The organism is Mesorhizobium sp. M3A.F.Ca.ET.175.01.1.1 (assembly GCF_004791945.1).
Lineage (GTDB): Bacteria > Pseudomonadota > Alphaproteobacteria > Rhizobiales > Rhizobiaceae > Mesorhizobium.
The window spans coordinates 13235-36352 of sequence record NZ_SRTP01000007.1 but is presented as its reverse complement, the minus strand read 5'-3'; the positions used below and the strand labels follow the sequence as shown (position 1 = coordinate 36352).

At 58.8% G+C, this 23118-nt stretch carries 16 protein-coding genes and 1 pseudogene; 9 read left to right on the top strand and 8 right to left on the bottom strand.

Annotated features, from left to right (window positions below):
- Positions 1 to 12: 12 nt before the first annotated feature.
- Entirely contained in the window at positions 13 to 1149 is a 1137-nt protein-coding gene (locus EN818_RS17600; RefSeq protein WP_135904975.1) for a GNAT family N-acetyltransferase, read from the bottom strand.
- A 360-nt stretch (positions 1150 to 1509) separates the two neighbouring features.
- Between EN818_RS17600 and EN818_RS17595 the strand changes: the two genes are divergently transcribed.
- The 5 genes from EN818_RS17595 to EN818_RS17575 all read left to right on the top strand — a co-directional run bounded on the left by EN818_RS17595 (position 1510) and on the right by EN818_RS17575 (position 6440).
- Positions 1510 to 1965: a hypothetical protein gene (locus EN818_RS17595; protein ID WP_135904977.1), complete on the top strand. Its 456-nt coding sequence runs from the start codon at positions 1510 to 1512 to the stop codon at positions 1963 to 1965.
- Positions 1966 to 2210: 245 nt separating this feature from the next.
- Positions 2211 to 3596, top strand: coding sequence for a DNA methyltransferase (locus EN818_RS17590; RefSeq protein WP_189523808.1), 1386 nt, complete (start codon positions 2211 to 2213; stop codon positions 3594 to 3596).
- A gap of 482 nt (positions 3597 to 4078) precedes the next feature.
- Positions 4079 to 4531: a DUF5681 domain-containing protein gene (locus EN818_RS17585; RefSeq protein ID WP_135904981.1), complete on the top strand. Its 453-nt coding sequence runs from the start codon at positions 4079 to 4081 to the stop codon at positions 4529 to 4531.
- Positions 4521 to 5978, top strand: a complete 1458-nt coding sequence (locus tag EN818_RS17580; RefSeq protein WP_189523809.1) for a hypothetical protein — start codon at positions 4521 to 4523, stop codon at positions 5976 to 5978. Before EN818_RS17585 ends, EN818_RS17580 begins: the two co-directional genes overlap by 11 nt.
- Positions 5979 to 6014: 36 nt before the next feature.
- Positions 6015 to 6440 carry a hypothetical protein gene (locus EN818_RS17575; RefSeq protein WP_135904985.1) on the top strand — a complete coding sequence of 142 codons (426 nt, stop codon included), beginning with the start codon at positions 6015 to 6017 and terminating at the stop codon, positions 6438 to 6440.
- Between the two features lie 76 nt (positions 6441 to 6516).
- Here EN818_RS17575 and EN818_RS17570 read toward each other — a convergent pair whose 3' ends face one another.
- Entirely contained in the window at positions 6517 to 6963 is a 447-nt protein-coding gene (locus EN818_RS17570; protein ID WP_135904988.1) for a MucR family transcriptional regulator, read from the bottom strand.
- Positions 6964 to 7310: 347 nt separating this feature from the next.
- Here EN818_RS17570 and EN818_RS17565 point away from each other — a divergent pair, with 347 nt between their 5' ends.
- Positions 7311 to 7559 (top strand): hypothetical protein, encoded by a 249-nt coding sequence (locus EN818_RS17565; protein WP_135904990.1) that lies wholly within the window; start codon positions 7311 to 7313, stop codon positions 7557 to 7559.
- Positions 7560 to 7651: 92 nt separating this feature from the next.
- On the opposite strand, the gene EN818_RS17560 is transcribed toward EN818_RS17565, so the two are convergent.
- Positions 7652 to 7882, bottom strand: coding sequence for a helix-turn-helix transcriptional regulator (locus EN818_RS17560; protein ID WP_135904992.1), 231 nt, complete (start codon positions 7880 to 7882; stop codon positions 7652 to 7654).
- Positions 7883 to 7989: 107 nt separating this feature from the next.
- Here EN818_RS17560 and EN818_RS17555 point away from each other — a divergent pair, with 107 nt between their 5' ends.
- Positions 7990 to 8646, top strand: coding sequence for a hypothetical protein (locus EN818_RS17555; RefSeq protein WP_245518841.1), 657 nt, complete (start codon positions 7990 to 7992; stop codon positions 8644 to 8646).
- A gap of 569 nt (positions 8647 to 9215) precedes the next feature.
- On the opposite strand, the gene EN818_RS34440 is transcribed toward EN818_RS17555, so the two are convergent.
- A complete protein-coding gene (locus EN818_RS34440; RefSeq protein WP_348631414.1) occupies positions 9216 to 9959 on the bottom strand; it encodes a hypothetical protein in 744 nt (247 codons plus the stop codon).
- A gap of 948 nt (positions 9960 to 10907) precedes the next feature.
- A pseudogene (locus EN818_RS34435) lies at positions 10908 to 11968 on the bottom strand (glycosyltransferase); the annotation flags it as partial.
- A 484-nt stretch (positions 11969 to 12452) separates the two neighbouring features.
- On the opposite strand from EN818_RS34435, the gene EN818_RS17545 reads away from it, so the two are divergent.
- Both EN818_RS17545 and EN818_RS17540 read left to right on the top strand, forming a co-directional pair.
- On the top strand, positions 12453 to 13049 hold the full coding sequence (locus EN818_RS17545) for a hypothetical protein (RefSeq protein ID WP_135904998.1): 597 nt from the start codon (positions 12453 to 12455) through the stop codon (positions 13047 to 13049).
- 1 nt (position 13050) lies between these two features.
- On the top strand, positions 13051 to 13230 hold the full coding sequence (locus EN818_RS17540; protein WP_135905000.1) for a hypothetical protein: 180 nt from the start codon (positions 13051 to 13053) through the stop codon (positions 13228 to 13230).
- An 89-nt stretch (positions 13231 to 13319) separates the two neighbouring features.
- On the opposite strand, the gene EN818_RS17535 is transcribed toward EN818_RS17540, so the two are convergent.
- From EN818_RS17535 to EN818_RS17525, 3 genes are all read right to left on the bottom strand, one after another.
- Entirely contained in the window at positions 13320 to 13781 is a 462-nt protein-coding gene (locus EN818_RS17535; protein WP_135905002.1) for a hypothetical protein, read from the bottom strand.
- A gap of 438 nt (positions 13782 to 14219) precedes the next feature.
- Positions 14220 to 20033 carry a DEAD/DEAH box helicase gene (locus EN818_RS17530; RefSeq protein ID WP_189523811.1) on the bottom strand — a complete coding sequence of 1938 codons (5814 nt, stop codon included), beginning with the start codon at positions 20031 to 20033 and terminating at the stop codon, positions 14220 to 14222.
- Between the two features lie 99 nt (positions 20034 to 20132).
- On the bottom strand, positions 20133 to 22049 hold the full coding sequence (locus EN818_RS17525) for a hypothetical protein (RefSeq protein WP_135905006.1): 1917 nt from the start codon (positions 22047 to 22049) through the stop codon (positions 20133 to 20135).
- Positions 22050 to 23118: the final 1069 nt, after the last annotated feature.

The window sequence follows — 23118 nt, the reverse complement described above, 5'->3', positions numbered from 1 at the left end:
CCAGAACCATACTCAAAAATGCTCCGCCACCCAGGGCGGCGGTCCGGCGAACAACTGGTCACAGCGGCGTATGTCAGCCGAGTCGCCGGCAACGAGGCCATACTGCGCCAGTTTCGATCCGCTGCGGAAGCCTGTGAAGAGCTGGACGAAGGCCGGCGGGTCCACGCGCACGGCCGGGCCGGATGCATCACACCCCTCGCGCACCGCGGCGACGCCTTGCCGAATTTCGATTTCGAGCGCTGCATGGCCGATGTGCAGCGCGAGCTTTGCCTGGTCGACATGATAGCCGCGCTGGCGCAGCGCCGTCGCTGGATGGAGCACTCGCAACAGCCATTCCTCTTGGCGCGCAAGCCGCCAGCCCTTGTCCGGCATCGCCGCCACCAGATCGTCCTGCGGGGCGCCATGCCAGCGCACCGCCGGATAGACCGAGCGAAAGCGGGCAAGAAAGGAAAGCAAGCCTTGCGCCGCCTCGGGCGACGCGGCAAACCAATCCCGTACCACCAGGCAGGTTTTGTCGCCCATGTCGAGTATCAAATAGGCGACCTCGCCTTCAGCAAGATAGGCTGCGAGCGCATCAGTCGGGGCGCGCCGCAACTCGTTCCAGTGGGCGGCGGCGCGTGCGAGCAAGCCCGATTCGCCACGCGTCTTGGCGTCATAGGCGCCAGCCAGGCGCGGATCGTCGAGCTCGACGCGATCGAAGGCGAGCCGGCTCGCAGAAGGGAATGCCGCCGTCGCCGCTTCATAGACGATCTCATGGCCGGCAAGCTCGAAGCCGGCCTTGCGGTACACCGGCCGCGTCGAGGCAAACAGCGTGGCTATCGCGGCGCCCTTGCTCCTCGCCTCATCGCAGAGAGCATCGACAAAAGGCACGGCGATGCCCTGGCCGCGCCGCTCCGGCGCGATCGCCACATGCATAATGTTTGCCGCCTGCACGGCCTTGCCGTGGAAGATATGCGCCGTCTGAAGCAGACCCGCGCACACGACCGGACGGCCGCCCTCGTCGCGCATGAGCCGCAGCGTCTCGATCCCGATATTGGCGATGTATTCTTGCGACCGCGCCTTGCTGAAACCGAAGGCCCAACTCAGCAGGCTGGCTACGTCGGCGACATCCTTGGTGGTCGCAATTTCGGTTGTGAAGTTTTTTTTCATACTAATTCCATCTATGGCACTTTTTATCATAGCGACAAAATGAGAGCGCGCAATGGGGGCCGGTGAACGCCGACCAATTTGCGTCGGCAACGCTTCGGAGATGGGGTTGCAGGGCGGTGGAAGTCGTCATTCCAGTCGGTCGAACTTTGGATTGGCCCAGACCGCTGTTTGAGGCGCTTCATGACCGGATTGAATTGAGGCGCCTGGTTAGACGACGTAAGGCGAGAAATTCGACAATGCGTATTATGCGACTTTGACCTGGCCAGACTTGTCGGAGAGGCCTTGACTTCGTCCCAAAAGCAAGGGGTTTGCAAAAGCAGGCATGAGGCGCCGCGGCTGTGTGAAGTTTGGGGTCGGCAGATGTCAGGTGACATGATTGTTAGCGACCACCCTAGTGGCAGGGCCGGACAGGTGGGGTATTTCTGGCTTCTGGTCGATCGGGAGGGACATGATGCAATTTTCGCCGACACACTCGACCTTGCCAGCGCCGAGACTTACGGCGAGCTCCTGACCCATCCAGGCGGCCATTATGTCTTTTGGGAGAAGATGAAACGGCGTGGCTCGGCTTGGCTACGCGCGAGAAACCTCCCGGCCGCTTTGCTGTCGAGCGAATATGAGGACTGGCCACGAGGCCGGGTCGTATATTCGCCAAGCCAGGAGTGCTTTTTCGTTTATGCCGATGCTCGTATCCAAACGCCGTCGCGCATTGCGCTGGTTACTGAGAGGTTTCAGATTTCCGGCTCGAACGTTGTGATTTCGGGCGACAGCCATTATCGACCACCGCCAGCCTCCATTGTAGAAGACAGCGAGACGTGAGGCGCTCATTGTCCAATGTCGGCTGCTTTGCCCTCTAGAAATGCACTGACAACGTGAGGCTGCCGAACTTGCCGCTAGGGCCTCAAAACAGGCCGGTTTGTTGCTCTTGCGCAACGCCGCTCAAAATTCCCTTCCAAAAGCGCAAAATTCTGCACCTGGACTGCCTTTGAGCGCGGCCTCTTTGTCCGCTGCCAATTATATATGGGGGCATGGGCTCCTCCATGCGCAGTGGAGGTACCGTCCCCATGAAAAATCATGTCGAAGTGCAGCTCACCGCGATCGCTGAGCTGAAGGTTTCGCCGTTTGCCGCGCGCAACCATCCGCGCGAACAGCGCCGCAAACTTTTGGCGAGCGTGCGCAAGTATGGTGTGCTTGCTCCCCTGCTCATCGAGCAAGGTGGCTTTATCGTCGACGGGCATGCGAGACTGGAAGCCGCCACCGGCGCCGAGCTCACACATGTGCTGACGATCGACGTCTCTTATCTGGCTGAAGTCGATAGGCGAGCGCTTCGCCTAGCGATGAACCGTCTGGCTGAAGGCGGCAAGTGGGACAAAGAGGCGCTGAGCCGCGAACTGAACCATCTGCTCGAATTTGGCTACGACGTTGAACTAACCGGCTTTGATACGCTTGAGATCGAGACCGCCATCGAGGTCGTCGATGACCCATCCGGCGTCGAGGAGCATATCGACGCAAACCTGGTCTCCAACATTCCTGTGTCACGGCCTGGCGACTTGTGGATCCTCGGCGAAGCTGAAAAGGGTCACAGGATCGGCTGCGGGGATTTTCGTGATCAAGCACTCTTAGGTGCTTTGTTTCAATCTCGAACGGCGGCGATTAGCTTTACCGATCCTCCTTACAACGTTCGGATCCAGGGTTTCGTGTCAGGGCTAGGCAAGCCAGCGCATAGTGAGTTCGCGATGGCTTCCGGGGAGATGAGCCGCCCGGAGTTCCAAGCCTTTCTCTGCGATACGCTTGAGACGCTCTTTACCCGTCTGTCAGAAGGCGCGCTTGCCTATGTGTGCATGGACTGGCGCTCAATCGCTGTCTTGATCGATGCTGGCGAGTCGCTTGGCCTCGAGCTTCTCAATGTGGCTGTTTGGGTCAAGACAAATGCGGGTATGGGCAGTTTCCTTCGCTCGCAGCACGAACTGATCGCGATTTTCAAACGACCCGGTGTGCCCCACCGTAACAATGTCGAACTCGGCAAGCACGGCCGCTCGCGCTCGAACGTTTGGCACTATCGCGGTGTCAACGTCATGGGCCCGGAGCGGCACCTGCTTGCCGAACATCCGACCGTAAAACCATCGGCCATGGTGGCCGACGCGATCCGAGATGCCAGTGTCCCCGGAGATATCGTTTTTGACCCTTTCCTGGGTTCAGGGACAACGCTGATTGCTGCCGAACGCACGCGCCGGGTCTGCATCGGAATCGAGATCGAACCGACTTTTGTCGACCTGGCTATCCGCCGTTGGCAGGCGGAGACCGGCAAGGACGCTGTCCGGTTCAGCGACGGCATCCTCTTCAGCGCGGCCGAAAAGGCTGCCAAGGCCGCCCGGAAGGACAGCCGCGACCCGCTGGCGCCTTTGCTCCTAGAGGCCACAAAGGCCCCAACGCCGCCCGAGGCCTCGTAGGGCGCCGCCCTTCACCGGTTGGCGATCGACTTGGATGAAGTCCCCGGGGGTCGTCCGCCCAAGCGATGCCTCGGCCGGCTGGCCGGGGCATAATTTCATCAGCCAGCTCGACCAGCCGCCCATCGATGTGGTCGATCGGCCGCGGAAGCTTGCCTCTTAGAAATTCATACCCATGAGAAAGGCCAACCAGTACGCAGTTGGAACAGAATTCCTGCATGCTATCAAGCTTCGAAAATCATTGTGCGAAGCCGCCGTGTCAGGCGGGTGATCGTCACTCCGTCAAACAGCTTAAACTTATCTTATAAAGCCCCTGCGACGCGAGATTTGCGCGCCCTTCCCTATTGTCTCGCGGGATTTTTCAAGGCCGCTCCAAGGACTAGCGCCATGCCCTTATTTTTTGAAAGTCGGCTAGGCCGATCTTCCCTCGTCTCCCGAACATCCCCTCTCCCCGCAACCTCGACGATTGCGGCGAGGGCGCCGTCATGAGCGGCGAAAAGGACGACGATGAAGACGTCGGCTATGGCAAGCCGCCCAAGCACGGTCGGTTTCGACCCGGCCAATCCGGCAATCCAAAAGGTCGGCCGAAGACCAAATCCAAAAGCTTTGCCACTGGCATCCTCGCCGAGCTCGAGCAGTCGGTCGTGGTCCGCGAGAACGGACGCGAACTCAAGCTCACCAAACGTGCCGTGATCGTCAAGACGCTCGTCGCCAAAGCCATGAAAGGCGACGTGCGCGCCTTGAAAGAGATCAAGGAGCTGCTGCCGCAGCAGTTCCAGCACGATAGCGATGCCAAGCAAAGTGAGGCGGTGAGCGCCGAGGAAGCCGAACTCCTCGAGCGCTTCGTCGAAAGACGGCTGTTTGGACGCAGCAACACCAGCGCACCCACCACCCCCGCAGCAGATGAGACCACGAAAGATAGCGATCATGAGCAATGAACCCACGAAGGAAGATCTGAGACTAGCCTCCCGCAATGACCCGGTCGTCTTCGGCGTGCGGTGCCTGCGCATGCTGCTGCCAGGCACCTACGTGCATTTTCCCTACATCGAATTGCTACTGCTTTGGATTGGCGCGCACATCCTCACCAATCGCGCCTGGGAGGCCGTGGTCAACATGCCGCCGCGCCATCTCAAGACCCTTTGTGTCGTCTGCATCATTGCCTGGTATCTGGGGCGCAACCCTTCCAAGCAGGTGATGCTGGTCACCCACTCGCTCAGCCTTTCGAAAAAGACGGCGCAGAAGGTCATCGCCATCATGCGCAGCCCCTTCTTCCGGGCGATTTTTCCAGAATGCCGCCTGCGGGAAGACAACCAATCCGCCATGGACTTCGAAACGACCGCCGGCGGTGGCCTTTTTGCCGGCAGCTTCGAGAGCCGCATGACCGGACGAGGTGCCGACTTCCTGATCATGGACGATCCGATCTCGGCCCAAGAGGGCTTCTCCGTTGCGATGCGAGACGGGGTGGAACTGAGTTACGAAACAACGCTCAAGACACGGCGCAACAATCCCCAAACCGGTGCGCGTCTGCTCATCACCCACCGAACGCATCCAGACGACCTGTCTGGCAAGCTCATTGCGGATGGCTTCGACAAATTGGTGCTCCCGCTGGAAGCGGAAGAGGACGAACGGCATCAAGTCGGTAACTTTGTCTACAGCCGCTCGAAAGGCGAGTTGCTTCAGCCGACGATCTATACGCCGGATGTCCTGGCAAAACTTAAGCGGGAAACAGCCGCCCATGTCTTTGCCACTCAGTACCAAAACCGCCCTGTCGCCATTGACGGCGGCCTGCTCAAGCACAGCGACTTCCCCTTGGTGCAAAGTATGCCCCAAGGCGGCCCGACCATTATCTCCTGGGATGTCGCCTCCTCGACCAACCCAAAGTCATCTTATTCGGTGGCCTTAGTGTTCGTGAGGCACCAAAGCGTTAGCTGTCTCCGACAAATCGTGCGCAAACGCATGGACTACGCGGAGCTGTCGAGCACCGCAAAAGCGCTGAACGATCTCTACAGGCCGACCCATCATTTGGTCGAATCCGCCTCCCTTGGCCCTGCCCTCATGGCCGAGCTGCAGGGTCTCGGGGCCAATGTCATTGCCATGAACCCTACCGCCTCCAAGCTGGAGCGGCTCTTGGCCGTCATGAACCAGATCAACAGTCAGCAGGTCCATCTTTGGCAGGCAATGCCTGGCCTCGATGCCTTCCTCGACGAGGCGTTTTCCTTCCCGCATGGGTCGAACGACGATCAGATCGATGCCCTGACTCAGTACCTCAAGTGGATCGCCGAGACCACGCCGGTGCCCGGTCACGAACTCGTTGTCCTCGGCGTTGGCAAGCCGCGGCACCAGCGCGACCGCTACTATTCCATCAAGCGAATGGTTCGCAATTGACCCGCAACCCCCTTCTTTCAGCCCAAGGAGGCACCCATGGACTATCTGGATACAATCGTTCGCAAACCTGGCATGGTAGGGTATTGGAGGCTCGATCTCGATAGCTTCAAACCCTCGATCGATGGCGCCACGCGGGACATTTTCGGCTATAGGCGCAACGATCGCAGGCTTCTTATCGATGACTTGAAGGATATGACTCGACGGCCCGACCTACCCGACAAACGGACATGGGGACCGCTTTTCCCCGACTGGGAGCCAACCAATGAGCCTTTCGTCGCCACCTTCCGCATAAGCCCACTATTACGGTTCGACGAGGTGGTTTGGATCCGCTCCACGATCGTATATCAACGCACGCCCGAGATGCTCCTTGGAACCGTGGAGGTCCTCGATATCGACGACAACCAGGTCGTCGATTTGAGGGAGTTCTGGCTTGACAAGGCAGAAAGGGAGGGACGGCTCTAAAACCTGAGCCCATCAAAAGACTGCGGCCGCTCGAGCAACGCTCGGGCGGCCCCCGACGTTTCGCTCGCAAACAGGCTTACGCTTTAGCTTTCCGCTTCGGCGCTGCCTTCTTCACCGGCGCCGGTGCTGTCTTTCTCCCAAGCCCCAGCGTTTTTGCCAAAGCAGAGCGCGTCGCCGAATAGTTTGGCGCGACCATCGGATAATCCTTCGGCAAGCCCCATTTCTCACGATACTCCTCCGGCGACATATTGTATGCCGTGCGTAGGTTGCGCTTCAGAGACTTGTATTTTTTGCCGTCTTCGAGGTTGACGATGTAATCCGGAAACACAGACCGCTTCGGATTGACCGCCGGCTTTTGCAATTCTGCTGGCGCTGGAGGGGGATTGTTCACCTGAGCAAGAGCCAAATTTACACTCGCAATGAGGTCGGGCAATCCAGCAACCGGCACGGCGTTTTTCTGAACATAGGCCGAAACGATGTCAGCCGTCAGTTCGATCAGGTTAGTTTGATTTTCGTCAGTCATGGTCCGGTTCCTTGGATTTGTGCATTTCGCGGCGTTTGAGCGCAGATTAGGTATAAAGCGCCAATAGAAGGCCCAAAAGCCGCCGTCAATGTCGTGGGCGATTCAGTCTGGACCGCAACTATTTAAGATCGAGCGACTTTCGCCTTTGCAATCCCAAAGATAGCCAATTCTCCTCATACATCTCAATTCGCTAATCAACATTGATTGTCGCGGTTCTCGTCGGGAGCAGCGCGACGGCCATGCATATTATATGCGATTGGCTCTCGTACGCTGACGTTTTTAATGAAAGCGCGACTGGACTTCCTTTAAAAAGCAAGCATTGGTCTGTTCGCAAACGAGGTGCCGCCTTGGCGAAGAGACAGAGCAAGTTTTCTCACTGTGGCGAGATCGATGTTATTCGGAAAACCTTGCTCGACATTGAACCCGAGCTCAGAACGTTGGAAGGCGTTTCGGCAATACTTCTGTCTCTGAGCACTGCTGCCGACCAAATCGAGCCGATCGCGCTCGCCCCTCTTGCTCATCTCAGCAGCGAGGCTTTGGAGCAGACCTTCACAAGCTGGCGCAAGGCCCTCGCTGCAACGGCCGACGCGCAATGAGCTTTAGCGACCTCGCTCTCAATAAGTGCCACTACCGGAACCTTGCTGCCGAGGTAATAGGACGCCCTTCCAACGGACGCCGCCGGTGCCCCTCACTTGCCGGGTGTAAGGTCCTGCTCTTTGCGCAGCAGCTCAGCAGGATCGATCTTCAGCACTCTTGCGATCTTCTCGATCGCGTTCAGGCTCGCGTAATAGCGGCTGCGCTCCAGCGCGCTGATATAGGTCCGATCAAGGCCTGCTTCATGGGCAAGCGCCTCCTGCGAGAGCCCCTTTGCATCTCGGGCCGCACGAAGATTGCGGGCAAAAAGCTGCCTGATGTCCATCGGACGCACAACAGCTGTTTGCGGAGTATACTCCACGGAGTATACTCGTCATTATCGCTTTCTGCCGCCCGAGCGGCTCCATCCCCCCTACGAAGACAGAGGTGAGCATGACTGTTTGGTTTTACGACGAAAACTCGATGCGGCGCTGCCTGCGGCGACAGGTAGATTCGGCTAAAACGGCTATTGCCCAGGACAGTAGACAGCTCCGGAAAAATCCATTCGGTCTCGTGACAGGAGTGGTCACCAAGTCAGCTTTTTGGTTAGCCCTAGTGGCGGGAGGTTTAGCGCCTTGCCAACCAGCTCATGCGCTCACAATGGCGGAATGCAACGCCAAGTATAACGCCGCCCAATCTGCTGGCACCCTGAATGGCCGGACCTGGCATGTTTTTAGGCAAACAGAATGCGGGCCTGGGAGCAAACCCGCTGTGGAACAGCCGAAACCGATCGACGCCCTAAAGGACGAGCTCAAACAGAAAGGATACTCTGAGGAAAACATCCAGCGGGCTTTCATGATCCTTCATGTGGGACCTGCTGCAGCGCAATGCGTTGATGCCGGGTACGAAGATCCGAGCCTGCTCGACGCAATAAAGTCGTACGTCGCCAAAACCGGCTTGACAATGACGAACGACCAGGTCGCGCGCTACTACCAAATCGATCAAGCACCAGCCTTTGAAATCATGGCCTACAAAGGTCTTTCAGACGATCGGCGCTATGATTTCTGCATGGCCAAAAGACGAGATTTTGCGGCTCTGGGACTGCTCTAGCGCCAGGTGATAGGTGGTACTCACTTGGTTCCGCTTTCTCTGGCGGCGCCATGCCAGGAAAGCGGCGCAGTACGAAGGCAACGCCCGGTCGACTTCGGTCGGCCGGTTCGTTCATGGCTTGAAATGCAGCGGGACCGGACTAGCCGGTCTTAGGGCGGCAAGAAAGCGGACGATAAGCGCCTCGGCGGCCGTGAGGCCGACTTTGAACTTAACACACAGGCTGTCGTTCGTCTAATCCTGATCAGACTAGTAGTCTGAAATAGGGGTCGATAGCCGACCGGCGGCTTTCTGATGGCAAGCGCGAATAGCTGCCTTTTCGCTCATCCGCAACTTACTCTTCCTCGTTGCAGGCTCGCGCGCCTGGGGACGGCTGGGGCTCAAGCGATACGACAGCGATTGCAGAGCAAGATCGATGAGATACTTCATGCTTGCTGAACGATGTAGAGGTCACAGAACGTCCGGCCTCATCCGCGGCAACGGCCTTGGAAATCTCTCTAGCCGCGTTGGCTGTGATCTAATCGAATTGGTTGGTGACTTTGAAGGTTGGTCCCATCGCTATCGTTCGAGCACTAATACATCGCAGGCTCGCCAATTATCAAATTTCGACGCCTCGCTCGCGCCTGGACCTTGATGTGCGAGATCATCTCAAGGACGACTGAGGCCGCTTGGTATGCGACATCAGGTCGGTCAACTTTTCCTTCGTGCAAAAGGTCTGCAATAACGCTGACGACGACAACTGGCAGCTCGCTTGAAATCGCGTTGGCAGCCCGCACCGCACCTGCAGCGCCAACATCGAGCGCCGCTAGGCTACGCGAGATCGTCTCCAACGCGCCAACATCGCTCATCTCCCTGACCATACTGACCGAAGCAAGCGGGCCGACATGGACGCGCCCTAGCCTGCCCTGAGCAGCGAGTTGATATCCGAGATTCTGCAATACCATCGGCGTCACTGAAACGTGGGGGCGAAAATGTCGGATATCAAGTCCAGAAAGGTTCGGTTCAAAGGCGAGAACTTCTGACGAAATCACTACGTCGCCAACCTCCTGGCCAGGTCGAAGTCCCGCGCAGCGGCCGACTATGAAGACTACATCTGGCTTGTTGTCGATTAGCATGGAGGTCATGGCGATTGCGGAGGCAACGCTGCCAAGTTCGCGCAATATCGTGCAGGTGAGGCGGGCTCCGGTGTAGGTTCTCCCACGGAAGTAAAGACGACCAGAACGCGTGAACCGGCTGACGCGCGCCAGCTTGCCGAAGACGGCGCTCGCGGCTTCGTCGCTGTCGAGCAGTATGCAGATATGGGGCTGCGTGCCCATGTCGTCGATCGTCACCGGCAAAAGCTTGTTGCGCTCGAGAACCGCACTCGCGTCTCGGGCAAGGACGCTCATCGCGCCGCCCTCCTTGACCATCGCCCCTACGACAACGCCAAGCATCTCTCCCTGCTCATCGGATACCACCGCTCCCGAAGCTCCGCGGCCGACCCCGGAGTCGAGCGCGACCTCAAAGACGTCCTCATACCTTCGCTTGCCGATCTCGGCGTCTCCAACTGCGAAATCCATTGTCATATCGACGGAATCGACAGTGCCCTCGATCTGTTTGCCGGGCATCTCGATGAACGCTTTCGCGCCTGGTCGACGATACGCCGAGGGTCGGTGGGTAACCGGCAGATCACCGGTGTCCAGACGGAGGATCGCCCAGTCGGTGTGCTCTTCCAAGATGTCGAGGGTGGCCGGGATGCGCCGGCCATCGACCTGGATTTCGATCATATCGTGGAAGCTGCCGGGGAACGCATGTGCCACAGTGATCGCAAAAAGCTTACCAGCGGAGTCGATGCCAAACAGGCCGACGGTTGCCCGCCGTTCACCGTTGACGAAGAGTTCGTGACCGCTGCTGGGCTCCGTTGATGTTAGCTTCACCTCTTCAACTTCCCGCACAACCACCTCGAAGCCGTCGAGCTTGTCGGGAAGATTGGGTTTGTAGCCCTTCTCAACCGTCACGACGATCGCCTGCTTGATACCGACGGCGATGACACCCTGCTTGGCCATAAGCCCTTCTCTCTCAGCAGCAAGAACATTTTCGATTGTGGCTGGCGCGCTCGAAGTTGCCGGGAGGGGCCCGCTGCCTGAGACCGCAGGTTCTGAAGTGGCGGAGCTCGTTGATGCTGCCGACCGGGCCTGACTGGCGGCCTCAACGACTTCCATGAACGTAGTTGCAGCCTTGTCCCAAGAGCATACGGAGGCTAGGTATCCACGTAAGCGCGGGTAGAGCAGTTCGTCCCCAGCGCCTTCGACCAGAAGCGGAAGCGCCGCGCTCGCGAACCGCGCTGCGATATCCTTTGGATCTCCCGACATCTCGACAACGCAGCGGGAAAAATTCTGCCCGGTCTGTTGTGCCGTCTCGAGAATAAGTTCCGCGATCCCACTCTGCTGCGACACAATGATTGGCGCGCCGAATGACATCGCTTCGCACGCCACCAAGCCAAAGCCCTCTTCGCGTGAAGGCATCAGGAACGCGGTCGCGCCCCGCAAATCCGCGCTCAAGTCGGCCTTGCTGGTCGTGTACGGCCGAACAACAATCTCAGGTGTTCCGCCGACCTCGGCGGCCCATGTCTTCATCTTCGCCTGAAGCTCCTCCGGATTGTCCTCAGCGCCGCGCACGATGTATCGCGGCCTGATGTGTTTTCCTTTCGTCAACGGGCTGGTAGCCCACTGCTGATCGATCATGCCGGCGGTGTAGGCAAATATATCGAGCCCTTTGACCTCGGTACTTTCAGTTCGTCCCAAGCAAACCACCGTGGGTTGCTCGGGCGGAGCGTCGCGGATCTGTTGATCAGGAAACATGCCGCAATCGATACGATAGACATGTCCACGCTCAAGGCCATGCGCTAGAAACATGTCGCGGGTGACACGGAAAAGGCGCGGCCCCACGCAGAACACGATATCAGCGATCTTCGCGATTTCGAGCTCGGCCTTGAGCTTCTCCTCGCGCGCAGCGACGAATTTATCCTTCTTGTCCTCTTTGACCGCCTCCGTCCGCATCGGATCCATATGGATGAACTGAACGGCGCAGGCGTCCGGAACCAAAAGCGACGTAGTTCGCTCGCGGCGACACCGGAAAAGGAACTATGTCCCACGACAGCAAGCACCGACGCCTTGTCGATAGCACGGAGCTCCTCGGACATGAGGACGGGAGTCCAGTCATCCGCCCGTTCCCCGTGAATGAGGGTCACGCCGTTGAGGTAAGCCTGCTCGACCTCTGCCTTTTCCGCGGTAGTGACGACAGCTACGCAATCGAGGTCCGTACGGCTTCGGGCTAGTGCCAGCATCAACTCGCGATTGACGGTCTGTATCCCTCCTTTGCTGCTATCCCATCGGTTCATGACGAAGATGACGCGTTTTTTCATGTTCCCCGGCAATCCCCGCCGAAATTCCCCATTTGTTAGCGTGTCGAGCGACATAAGTCCGGTGAATTTTCGCTATATCGGCCTAAATCGGTGAAGAAGATGGAGCGCTGCCCACCGAACGGCAGTTTTCGGCCAGCCAATTGCCTCAAGGAATGTCAACATGGAGGCGCGATGATGACTGGAGCCTCGGGCCGAAGCCTACCCTTCCGCTTTCGGGATCCAGGAGAATGCCCATGGAGTAACCCCTGCCGAGAGACTCGGCTTGCCTTCGGACTTAACAAGCTCACACGAAATGGCCTTGATTTGAGATTAATTGTCTGCAGGTTAGTGGGCGCGATGCGAATGAGAACCCAAGGTGCTCTGCATGCATGGGAGTCGACCTCGACCGGGACGACCTTCTGACGCCGTGTCAGATCCGCCGGTACTGGATGCGTCCGATTTTTCTTCTTTCAGTGAGAGATTGGCATCCGACCGGGCTGACCTCAACAGGAAGCTGAGACTGCTTGCTTCCAAATATAAAGCTTTTGTCAAGGGTCCGCTAGAACCCAGGATTGCCGAACAACACAACCACATGTTCGGACTGTCGATTTCTGACCTTCCAGTACACAGGTCGCGCTCTGGACTTATTATCACTGAGATACTACTCGGCACGCTGATGTTGGACATCAACAAAGCAAAAATAGAGGCAGCAGTAAGCCAAATCGCTCGCATCAGACCTTGGGCCGACCTCGTCTACAAAGAGTGGAAGATGGCACCTCCCGGCGCAGGAGTGGGGCCTGGCCGTTGGTGGGTATTGCCCGTGTTGTACGAATTCATCGGGCAGCCAACCTCCACAGTCCGCAGTGTCGTTATCGGTCTTGAAGCCATGGGCATGGTCGAGAGTAAAAAGGCCCACGGTCGTCCGAATGCCAAAACTCGGGCCAAGGCGGTCCGTATAACCCGCCGCGGCGAAGACCTCTTTCGACAACTGGAAGCGCCTTTTAATTCTGCCGAGGAGTGCTGAAATGTCGATGCTTTTTTATCGCGCTCTCTTCGTGATGGCAATTTTCAATCAGTGCATCGGAGCTTCCTGTCTGATTGACCAACATGTCTCCCTTGCGGTTTCAGCGCCGAAAGTTCAGGTCGCAGGGCTTGAGCAAGAGTCAAAGAAGCAACTAGATAAAAACAAAGATCTTTTGACTTGAAGCGCGGGCCTCACCCCGTGCTTCGTTTACTGTTTGGAAGCGATTACGCTGAACCAATTGATGTAGAACCTAGGGAGGAGGTAAATGGCCTAAAACGTCGAGGATCCCGAAATATCGACTTCCCATTCGCCCGACGGATGCCCCCAAGGGGCTTCTTTGTTCGTTGTAACGCTAATTTCCGTCACACCGCCGAAGCCGGGGTTCGCATACTTGAACCAGCGCTCGTTCCCGTGACCACCCGGAACGGGTGATGGGCAAAACACGTGATAGTCCTTTCTCCCTACAACCTGCCCCCCCAACATGAACGCGACATGCATTACAACCCACATTGGTCTCCATGGTCGGCCATTGCTAACTTTAACGGTAAGGGCGCCGCTGGTATTTAACCAGACGTCCACAAATTGATTTCTGTCGTCATTAAAAAAGCCGTGGATACCGCTAGTATCGGCGGCAGACGCTTGAAGCGGATCTATAAACATGACTGCCGCAGCGCCCACTATGGCAGTAAGCAGAGTCCTTCGTGTGGCGCCCTCGAGAAGCTTGTTGGTCATGTGGATTACCTCGTGATGGCTGGCTATTGACTACCTACGACGTTGGTGTCGCAATCACAGCCCATCTGTTAACTCGTAACAAGCAAGCTTCAATCGACATGCTCGTTAAATGTGAACGATTAGCCGCCCTCCTCTACATAGGCACCCGGTTTGCGCCCGCAGTACCAGTGCGACAACCGCTGCATGATCTGTGGCGGCATGCGAGGCCCGTTGTCACAGCATCTCTAGCCAAATGTAAGCTAGCTGGGCGGCCACGATTCACGGTTCGCTGCTGGCATGTGTCCGCTTCGCGAAGTTTCGAAATCGGCCCCGGTGACTGACTTTAGGTGCATAGCTGCCGTTAACGGCGCCTGATCAGACTGAATGTCAGGAACATTTCTCACGTGGGTACCCGCCCTAAGAGGCTCGTCCAATTTGCTCGCTGCTCAGACCTTGTCATCAGATTTTATCTGGAGTTCGTAACCGAGCTTGCTCGATGGCCTTCACTGGCCTGCGTGCCACGTCAAACGTATCAACGAAATAGACATGTTGGGCCCGACTGCGGACCGATCGGACGGTGTCAGCAAGCGGGCCTTGGGTGACTGAGGCGTGGTCGAGTCGCCAGAACGGGTGCACAATGACAAAAGCTTCGTGGCCATCACCGTGAGGCCTCAACAGCACCGGTAAATCTAATGGCCCGTGATGTTCCACTTGACGATTGTCTGGGTCGAGCCGCCGGACCTCCTCGGCGGCTTCGCAGGCTAAGCGGGGCCAATCCATGAGTTCTGGGGTAGCCCAGCGCCCGTCGAGGCCTGCTGTCCAGCCGGATTCGAGCATCGCTCGGATGAAACCCATTCCGAGCCTCCAGTCCAGTAGCCCGTGGTAGCCGCGGTTGTTGTAGCGCTGCATGCACCGGTAGCAAGACCGGGCGCAGGCTTGACGGTGGTCGTCCTGGAGGAATGACTGCACAAGCCGATCGCTCTGATCATACACCAACGATTCCAGCAACCGTGAGACAAGCGGCGCATCACCGTCTGCGCTCGCGAGGCGCCGACAGAAGCCAGCCCCGTTAACAAGAAAGTCGGCGATCTGCAGCAATGGGCGTCCATCCCGGAGGCGAGGCTCAAGCACCTCAAATTCCTCGGGACCGATATCCATCTCCAAGGCTGCACGCTGTACTAGAAGATGCGTCGCGGAGATAGCAGAGGCGCGCATGCTTGTGGTGTATGGATCTCGGTTTCCAATCCGATCGTAAGCGAGACCCTGCGGGATCTCCTTCATCAGCAGGTAGAGTGAGTCAGTCTTCTTCCGAGACATAAGCCGGACAGTCTCGGCCTCGACCGGCGCGCCGCTTGGATCGTTGGCCCGCTCCCATCGCTTCGGGTTATCCAAAACATCAGGTACTACAGCTTGGCGGGGAATACGGCTCACCCAAGCAGCCGGCGCCTCCCTAACCTTGATGTCTTTCTGAACTGCCTCAAGGATGACGAAACCTCCAGGCTTCCCGTTGTCACCGATCGGACCTCGATTGCGTCGGATAATCCGCGCAGAGCTGCCGGCCGCCAACGCGACGTTCGTCCCGTCGACAGGTTTCGCCTCAAGCCTCTCCATCTCGCTGGACGTTTCTCGCCAGACCGTCAGGACACTCTCGTTCTCATCCACAGCGCTGGGCTGGAACGAGGTCCTGAAGGCGGCTGGCAGGTAGTAGAGCTCGAAGTCGTCGGGTGAAATTTCGGCTTGGCAATCGCCGCAGTTTACGGCTTGGAAGACTCCTGTCTCCGAGCTGTTTGTGGCAGAGCACATCGTACAAGTGGCGATGTATGCCGTGTCTCCCCACCACGATGTTCCCGTTCCGATGATCGAGGCGCGCCCCTGATGCCCAACACGGATCCTCCCTAGTGGCGGCGTGAATCCAACAGAAGTGTGTTTTCGCTTGTCTCGCACCAAAGAACGACCCGGGGCGAATTCGTAGATCGCTAGATCCATCTCGCGATCAATGGTATCCCAGTCAGATTCGCCAACATCGTTCTCTTCGACGCCGACGTAGAGGTCTCGGACGCGCGTTGGCATACCGTACATGGGCAAAAACCCCTGCTCGGCCAGAAAGCTCGCGAGCGTTCCTTCTGCCGCCCTCCCAGCCTGAGCAAGTGACAGGATGTTGGCCATCAACTCGGACGCCGTCTCGACCGCCAGCAGGGCCTTTTCTCGTTCGGCCGAGCCGAGGCCCAGAACGCGGGCGAAGCTGCGTCTGACACCATCCGTGCAGACGAGAGCGTTTTCGAGCTCTTCTGGCCAATCAGAGTCGTCGGCATAGAATACTTGGCAAGGAAGGAATTCGCCGTGGATATCGGGTTTGACGTCGTCCCCCGGCCAATTGATACCTGCTGCGTCTCGCAGCCTAGCGAATGCAGCACCCAGCCAGACTTTCCTTAATAAACGCAGAGGAATGTCAAGGTGATCGATTGTAAGGAAGGGCGGCGGCGGGGGGTCGCCCGTGATCGCTTCCGGATGAGCGAAATAGTGCAGATCGTGGCTGCGGCTTCGGCACAGGGTAGCGACAAGCGAGAAGGCTTGACCGCGGCGACCAGCACGACCGACGCGCTGCTGATAGTTGAAGCGCTGCGGCGGCATATTGGCCTGGTAGACGGCCTGCAACGCCCCAATATCGATCCCTACTTCCATCGTGGTGGTAACCGAGAGCATGTCAATCTCCTTGGCCCTGCGATTGAGCTCGGTCCCCGACGTGTCTGCGCCATCTACGAAGATGCCTCGAAAGCGCCGAAGACGTTCGGCAGGAGAACTGGTCTGCCCAGTCAGTTCTTCGCAACGAAGGCGAAAAGCGCCCAGCCCTTCCGCTGCGCTGCGCTCCACACGTCTGGCCAACACGTTTCGAGCTCTTAGTTCGGAGACGCGAGCCGTCGGCTCCCCTGGAAGTGACTCTAGGCAGCGAGTGCAAAAACCAGTGCCCCGGTGGAGGTGGGCTCGCGAGCAGTTCCCGCATTCAAAGTAGGGATGATCGTTGCCCACTACCCGGATCGTCAGCTTCTCCGGCTCGATGAAGCCGTTCTGATGTCCGAGCGACCTCAGTTTCGTGAGGACGTCGTCGAGCTCGGCCAGACGGTCGCCCCCTGAGCTCGCGCTAGCGAAGTCCAGAATCCGACGTGTGCCGATTGCGTGCGCATTTGGCCAGTCCTTCCGACGGTCATTTCGCTCGACCCACTTGTTGCCGCGCACACGATACGCATCGGCGAAGACGCGCAGGTAGGAATCCATCCGGTCAGCATCCGCTTCTTTGCGGGCGAAGAGGCTGGGGTAACCCAGCCCCGTCTCCTCAAGGGCGAAGTAGGTCTTCGAGAAGAGGACATCGTCCACGAGGGGGCGTTGTTCTTGGACGACGGCTAGCCGCGCGGTACCGACCGCCAGGCTGTCCCCATTCGTCGTCCACTCCGTTCGATGGCCATTCAGGTGGAACAGGTTCTGCCATTCAAACTGGGACGATCGCTGTGCGGCGGGGACGTTCCCCGGAATCTTCGCGATCCCGATCTCATCGGTGGGGTGCATCCCTATGTCGACCATGCGCGACAACAGCGGACTGACGTCACGCCTGGCGGGCGTGTCTACGGCAGGCGCCGTCTCTACCACGGATGCAAGCGGGATACGATCGGCGTCTCCGCGCCGCTTTAGCTCCGCATACTTCGCATCGAGTATTGCGAATTCTACGTCATCGTCCCGAGCTAGCGCCTCAAGCCGGCGCGCCTTTACCTCCTCAATCGGCTCTGTTGGCTTCGCAGCGATTTCACGGAGCGCCTCAAGTAACATTTGACGTCGACTGTCTTGGTGGTGTCTACGTTCGATATCTAGTGCGGTGCGTGATGCATCCTGGCGGCTGTCCGAAAAGACTACCGCTTTGGCAACATCTCTGCCTGCGTGAAGCAGCTCGAAAACTTCCGTCGCCACGAGTTGCGAACTTTTGGCGAAGCCGGTCCTAAAGTTCCGTATCGGCGACCGCCGGAACGGAGCACTCCGAGGGTGGTAGTCGGCACCGCAGGCCGGACAACAGTTTGGCCCTGCGCTACCGGGGACACGAAGCTCAGCCCCCCCATTTCGGCGTGGGAGTATGAAAATACGACCCTCGATCCTGTCGGCGCCGACCTTGCCAGCGGCGCTGACGACTCCGTTTCTGGTATCGAGCATCGCTTCCACCCATGCCTCGGCATCATTCTCGCCTTTCTTGGCGACTCGCCTTGATGGCCAAAAGATCGCGAAGTCCTCGTAGCTAAGATCCTCGTAGTTGCCGTCACCTGCAGTCTCTGGGAGAGATTCGAGGTCCGGGGATGCCGGTAGAAGTTCGACCTGCAGACCTGGGTTCGCAGAGTTCTCGCCTCTGCGCCCGCCGACAAACTCTTCTCCGCAGGATTCACAGTAGACGAGTTCGAAAATGCGGCGGAGCTCTTCGCCCTCACGACTATAAGTTGTGCCGCGCTCGACCGTCACACCGTCGAATTCGACGCCCCCGGCTAAGGTTCGCACGGGGGTCGCGAACAAACCTTCGATGCTTCGGATGAAGATGTGCTCTCGGAAACTCGTGATGCCCTCGCCTACCCCAACGCCGTATAGCGTCTTCAGGCGCTCGCCCAGGCCGCGCAGCAGCGTGAGGCCTCGCATCGCCTTCATCGAAGTTGATGCTGGTTCGCCGAAGATACGACGCGCTAATTCGTCGGCGGCGGTTGCGCGCATCTGGGTCCCGCCATCCACACGGCAGGCTGCTGCCAAAAGAGCTGCAGAGGCCTCGACAGCAAGCTTGACGATGGCTGGGGTATTCGTGGCGGCATTGGTTGGAAGCAGAATCCGCGCGCATCGGGCGATCACTTCGTCAAGGCCGTTACTTCGCTCCGCGACCCCCACGTAGTCGCCACTCGGCGAGATCAGATCCACAAGTGCCTCGAAGGGCGACTTGTCGAGTGGCAGCCTGGCCTCCACCTGGTCGATCTCCGGCTGCCCAGGCACGATGGCGGCCGCCCAGCCTTCCTTGGAAGCCGCACCTTCAACCCCCGGCGCCGCATAAGTGCCCAGCGGTCCGAAGAAGTCAAAGAGGTATTTGAGACTCCGCTCTCCTTCGTCACCTTGTAGGGGCAGTGAGGCGCTGGACGCGAGGATCCGAAGCTTGTGACGGATTTCGGGCTGGTCGAGGCCCAGGCGATGCACGAGCGCTCTCAGCAGCCCCGCGATCTCCGTTCCGGCTGAGCCCCGTACGAGGTGCAACTCGTCGAGCACAAGAAAGAAATAGGCGTTCTCGTCTCGCTCAAGCCAAGCCCTAGTTTGATCAAAGATGGGCTGCTCAATCTCGCGAGAGAGCATGGCGCCCAGCATCGAGATGTTGGTCACTAGAAGATCCGGCGGAGAGGCCTGCATGTCCCAGCGAGAGATCAACTCGGCGCCGTCGACCGAGGGGAAGAGATAGCGTGTAGGATCTTCGTCTCCATGAGCTAAATCGTGAGCTTGAGCGAGAGCCTGATCCTCGGCGTAGCTGACAAAGGCGTCGGCGACACGTTTCGTACGCCGAGCCGAAGCCTCCTGTTCCGAGCGTTGATGCGCGCGTCTGGGATGCTGTAACCAGCCCGCCACGGGCGTAGCGCCGGTGTATCGGCCGAAGAATATTCGATTGCCTGCGAAGCGTCGATCCATAACCTTGTGTGCCTCAGGCGAATCGAAGGTCTTTCGTAGTCGCGTCAATTGGTCTTCAACGAGCGCATTCATCGGATAAAGCACTAGCGCGCGGAGCGCTTTAGGACGGTCGGGATGCTCGTATTCCCGATGCAGCCGGAAGGAGTTCGGAGTGTTTTTCCACCAGGTTCCGCTCAGATAGCCCGACTGCGGCTCAGGCCACGTTACGGCCTCCTCCGCCATGGTGGCGAGGATCGGGAGCATGAAGGACTCGGTCTTGCCAGAACCAGTACCGGAGGTAACTATACCTGGCCGTCCCGCATGGACACCCCGAGCCAGCATTTCCACTTGGTGATGGTATGGCTTAAAGACGCCCTTCCGCAGAACGTCCTCATCCCCAGGTAGGCCAGGGAAGAGTCCGGAGACGGCCAACTCAGCAAAGGCTTTTCTGCCGTCATGCGAGAAGTGGGATAGTGGATTGCCTTCTGCCATATCTACGAAGTCGGCAAACGCGTGGTCGGCCGCCTTGTAGCGGGGCACGGGCTCGATGAAAGGAGCCGTCACCAAAGCGCCACTGGTACGCAGCAGTTCCTGTCTGCGCTTGGTCAACGCGTCTCGGCGGACACGGAAGGCCGTATCGAGGTACGATATGTAAAGCTCTCGGATCCGATCGAACCCGCCCAACGGGTCTAACATGCCCGTCCCTCCCTACAATTCGCTCTGTAGCGCGTTGGCCAACCAGCTTACTCCTGCCGCCAGTCGTGCGTCGAAGGCACTCGGCGGGAGACCGTTCCCGAGGCGGTTCCCCCTCCCGGCCAACGCCATCGCCACAACGGCAGCTTCCTCCGATCCGAGCGGCCAAGCCGCGCGATAGACGGCCACCACGGTTCCCAGAACCGCAGCGTCGTCGTCATCCTCAACATCCGACACCAGCTTGAGGATATTTTCCCTCGACGGAACCGGCGCGACGTTTGCCTCGAAAACGGACATGGCCAACGGTCTACCTACCACGCGTGAAAGAAACTCCGGCGTGGCTCGCGTCGGTCGAATAGGCGAGAGCGGTACGGTCGCCGCTTTCATCCCCGACCAAACTCTCGCCCCATCGATGAACGGGCCGCCCAAGGTAGCGAACACCAGGAGATTTGTAGGGCGTCTTTCCCCCTCCAGAATGTCCGCAAAGGTAGGCATCCATAGATCGGTAGGCGTTCTGTGGACGCCGTCGAGTAGCACCAGGCGGTAGCGCGTCGGGTCGAGCCGCGCAGCGGCCCAAGCTCTCGCGAATGCCGTCGGCGCGCCGAATCCGGGTTGTCGCCACAAGTCGTCTACGGCAATCATCGATGGATCGAGTGCGTGGCGTACAAGGTCACTACCTGTCATCAGGCGTGCGTAACACTCCGCGAAGTGGGACCCAACGGCCTCAGGCAACAGGACAAGCTTGCCCGACCGAGCAGCAGCGTCGGCGAGGATCAGATCCTCGCGGGCATGACCGGAGCGTAGGGCGGCGGAGTCCAAGGCCTTGGAAAACTCTGACCACGGCGTTGCGCTTACTCTTGCGAAGCTCGGTCTCGTCCAAGGAGCACCGCTGCTGGAGATAACCTCGAAGCCTTCAGCGGTTTCTTTGAGGCGTGATGCCAACCGTGATGAGAGCGCGCGGATCGGTTCATCCACGTCCGGGGGAGCGTCACCGAGCTGTTCCAGGACATGGCCGAGCTCGCATACTATAGAAGCTCGTGCATCAGCGACGTTGTTCCGGGCGAGATCGGCGGCCTCCTCAAGTTCTTTTAGCACGGGCCTTAGATCACTGACCTCGCGTTCTAAAGCAGCACGGCTGGCCAGGAGGTCCTTCTGCGACGTCTCAATCTCTTTTCGAGCCCGATTCTCAAGATCACGACGAATCTCTGCCTCAAGCTCGCTCCGACGACCGGAAAGCTCCGATTCAAGGCGCTGCTGAATGGGCTCGATTGCCTCCACGATTTCGACAATCTCGTCGAGATTTCGGATGTTTCTGCTTAGAGCTGGACCGAATGCTCGGAGCCTGGCGAGCATCGGGTCGATATCGCTGCCGTCGGCAGGCATAAGCTCGGCTTTCGTCAGTTGTGTTACGACGTGCGAGATTTGGGCGCGAGTAGGTGCTGGCCCTTGGGGCACGAGCTTGCGGATGCGCTTGAGCACGGAATCCAAGAAGTCCGCATCGCGACACCAGTTGAGTGCGCCAACGACCGGGCCGACAGACACTTCCGGCACCGAAATCCAGTGCCCGTCGATCCGATCGCCTTGGAAGAGGCGGTCGTCAAACCTACGCAACTCGAGACGCTCAAGGCCAGCCATGTCTGCAACGAAGAGCTTCGCCGCCGGATGTCGGACCAGCTTCACCACAACGCATACACCTTCCGCGAGCGCGGCGACGACTGTATCCGTCCCCGGTAGTAGGCGAGAAAGACCGCGCTCGACAATCTGGACCCGCGCGACCTCCGCGTCGACGTTCCGGAAATCCAGAACCTCGCAAACACGACTGGGATCTAAGATGATGAACTGATCCCTCTCCTGGGGACCGCGAGTATTCGCCTCGGCGCCAAAAGTGAGCAAGTTGCCACTGGCAAAGCCCGGAAGCCTAGGCGCGAACACGCGTCCCTCATTGGGAAAGGCTTGCGTCCAATCGACATAGACCTTCCAACGCCCATTTTCCGCGTGAGCGATTGGGTCGATCCGTGTGATCGGATTGGGGTCGAAGGCCGGGCGCCCTAAATAGACGGAGTTAGTCAAGGATGAGGTACCTCGTACCAAGCTAGACGGCGGCCAAGCCGACGTTGCTCGACCGCGCGATTGAGTAGGTCCCGACTTGGCGCGTTGGAAGGGACGCTGACGGCATCTCCCAGAGTGCTTGCGACCCAAGCGGCCGTTTCGGTGTCACAGGGATAGACGTATGTCCAACCCCCGCCGGCGAGCGGAAGGGGTCCTGAGGCACGGCTTGTGCATGTCACCAGCCAGCGGCTTAGTTCCAGCGGGAGGTGACCAGTTAGCCCACGACGACGGAACTCGCCCATCTCCCATTCGAACAAAGGTTTGCCAAGCCGGCGGTGAGCCTCCAAGACTGCAGTGGTCCTAGAACTCGAAAGGAAAACCTCTCCCTTTCCCACGACACGATAGATGTCGCGGTCATCTCCTCGTTCGCGTACAAGCCTCTCAAGACACACCGGGTCGTTGGCGCGAGCGCGATTGGGTGAGGCGAACACTCCTGCATCGAAAGACCATACCCCGGCTAACCGTCGCCCCTCACCTGACCTAGGCTCCTCCGGCCAGCATCGGGGCGCCGGCGAAAGCGTGGGGCGTCCCAGGACTTCAAGCGGCCACCCCGTTTCCCGTGCAAGATCCGCCGCCACTACCTTGTCGATTACCGGTAGCGAGACTGACCAATTTGAAACCCCAGGAAGGTATGAAACCTCGCCGCCCAACAGCTGTGCTGCATCCTGGAGGCGTCGACGTGCTAAGGTGCCCAGCGCGCCGCCGGCTATCACCCGACCGCCCTCCGCATATCGAAGATAAGGTGAGCGCAATCGCCAAATACGGGCCCGCCAACTCTTCAAAGTATAAGGCTCGAGCCAGCCGGCCTCCGCGAGACCACGAAGAAAATCCCAAACGAAATGATCGTGCGGCAGTTGCGGCCGAAGTAGCCGCACAAGATCAGCTTCCGACC

Excerpts from the sequence above, each read along its gene's own strand:
- EN818_RS17590 (WP_189523808.1), top strand. The coding sequence starts at position 2,211 with ATGAAAAATCATGTCGAAGTGCAGCTCACCGCGATCGCTGAGCTGAAG.
- EN818_RS17600 (WP_135904975.1), bottom strand. The coding sequence starts at position 1,149 with ATGAAAAAAAACTTCACAACCGAAATTGCGACCACCAAGGATGTCGCC.
- EN818_RS17580 (WP_189523809.1), top strand. The coding sequence starts at position 4,521 with ATGAGCAATGAACCCACGAAGGAAGATCTGAGACTAGCCTCCCGCAAT.
- EN818_RS17555 (WP_245518841.1), top strand. The coding sequence starts at position 7,990 with ATGACTGTTTGGTTTTACGACGAAAACTCGATGCGGCGCTGCCTGCGG.
- EN818_RS17575 (WP_135904985.1), top strand. The coding sequence starts at position 6,015 with ATGGACTATCTGGATACAATCGTTCGCAAACCTGGCATGGTAGGGTAT.
- EN818_RS34440 (WP_348631414.1), bottom strand. The coding sequence starts at position 9,959 with ATGGGCACGCAGCCCCATATCTGCATACTGCTCGACAGCGACGAAGCC.
- EN818_RS17560 (WP_135904992.1), bottom strand. The coding sequence starts at position 7,882 with ATGGACATCAGGCAGCTTTTTGCCCGCAATCTTCGTGCGGCCCGAGAT.
- EN818_RS17535 (WP_135905002.1), bottom strand. The coding sequence starts at position 13,781 with ATGACCAACAAGCTTCTCGAGGGCGCCACACGAAGGACTCTGCTTACT.
- EN818_RS17570 (WP_135904988.1), bottom strand. The coding sequence starts at position 6,963 with ATGACTGACGAAAATCAAACTAACCTGATCGAACTGACGGCTGACATC.
- EN818_RS17595 (WP_135904977.1), top strand. The coding sequence starts at position 1,510 with ATGTCAGGTGACATGATTGTTAGCGACCACCCTAGTGGCAGGGCCGGA.
- EN818_RS17540 (WP_135905000.1), top strand. The coding sequence starts at position 13,051 with ATGTCGATGCTTTTTTATCGCGCTCTCTTCGTGATGGCAATTTTCAAT.
- EN818_RS17585 (WP_135904981.1), top strand. The coding sequence starts at position 4,079 with ATGAGCGGCGAAAAGGACGACGATGAAGACGTCGGCTATGGCAAGCCG.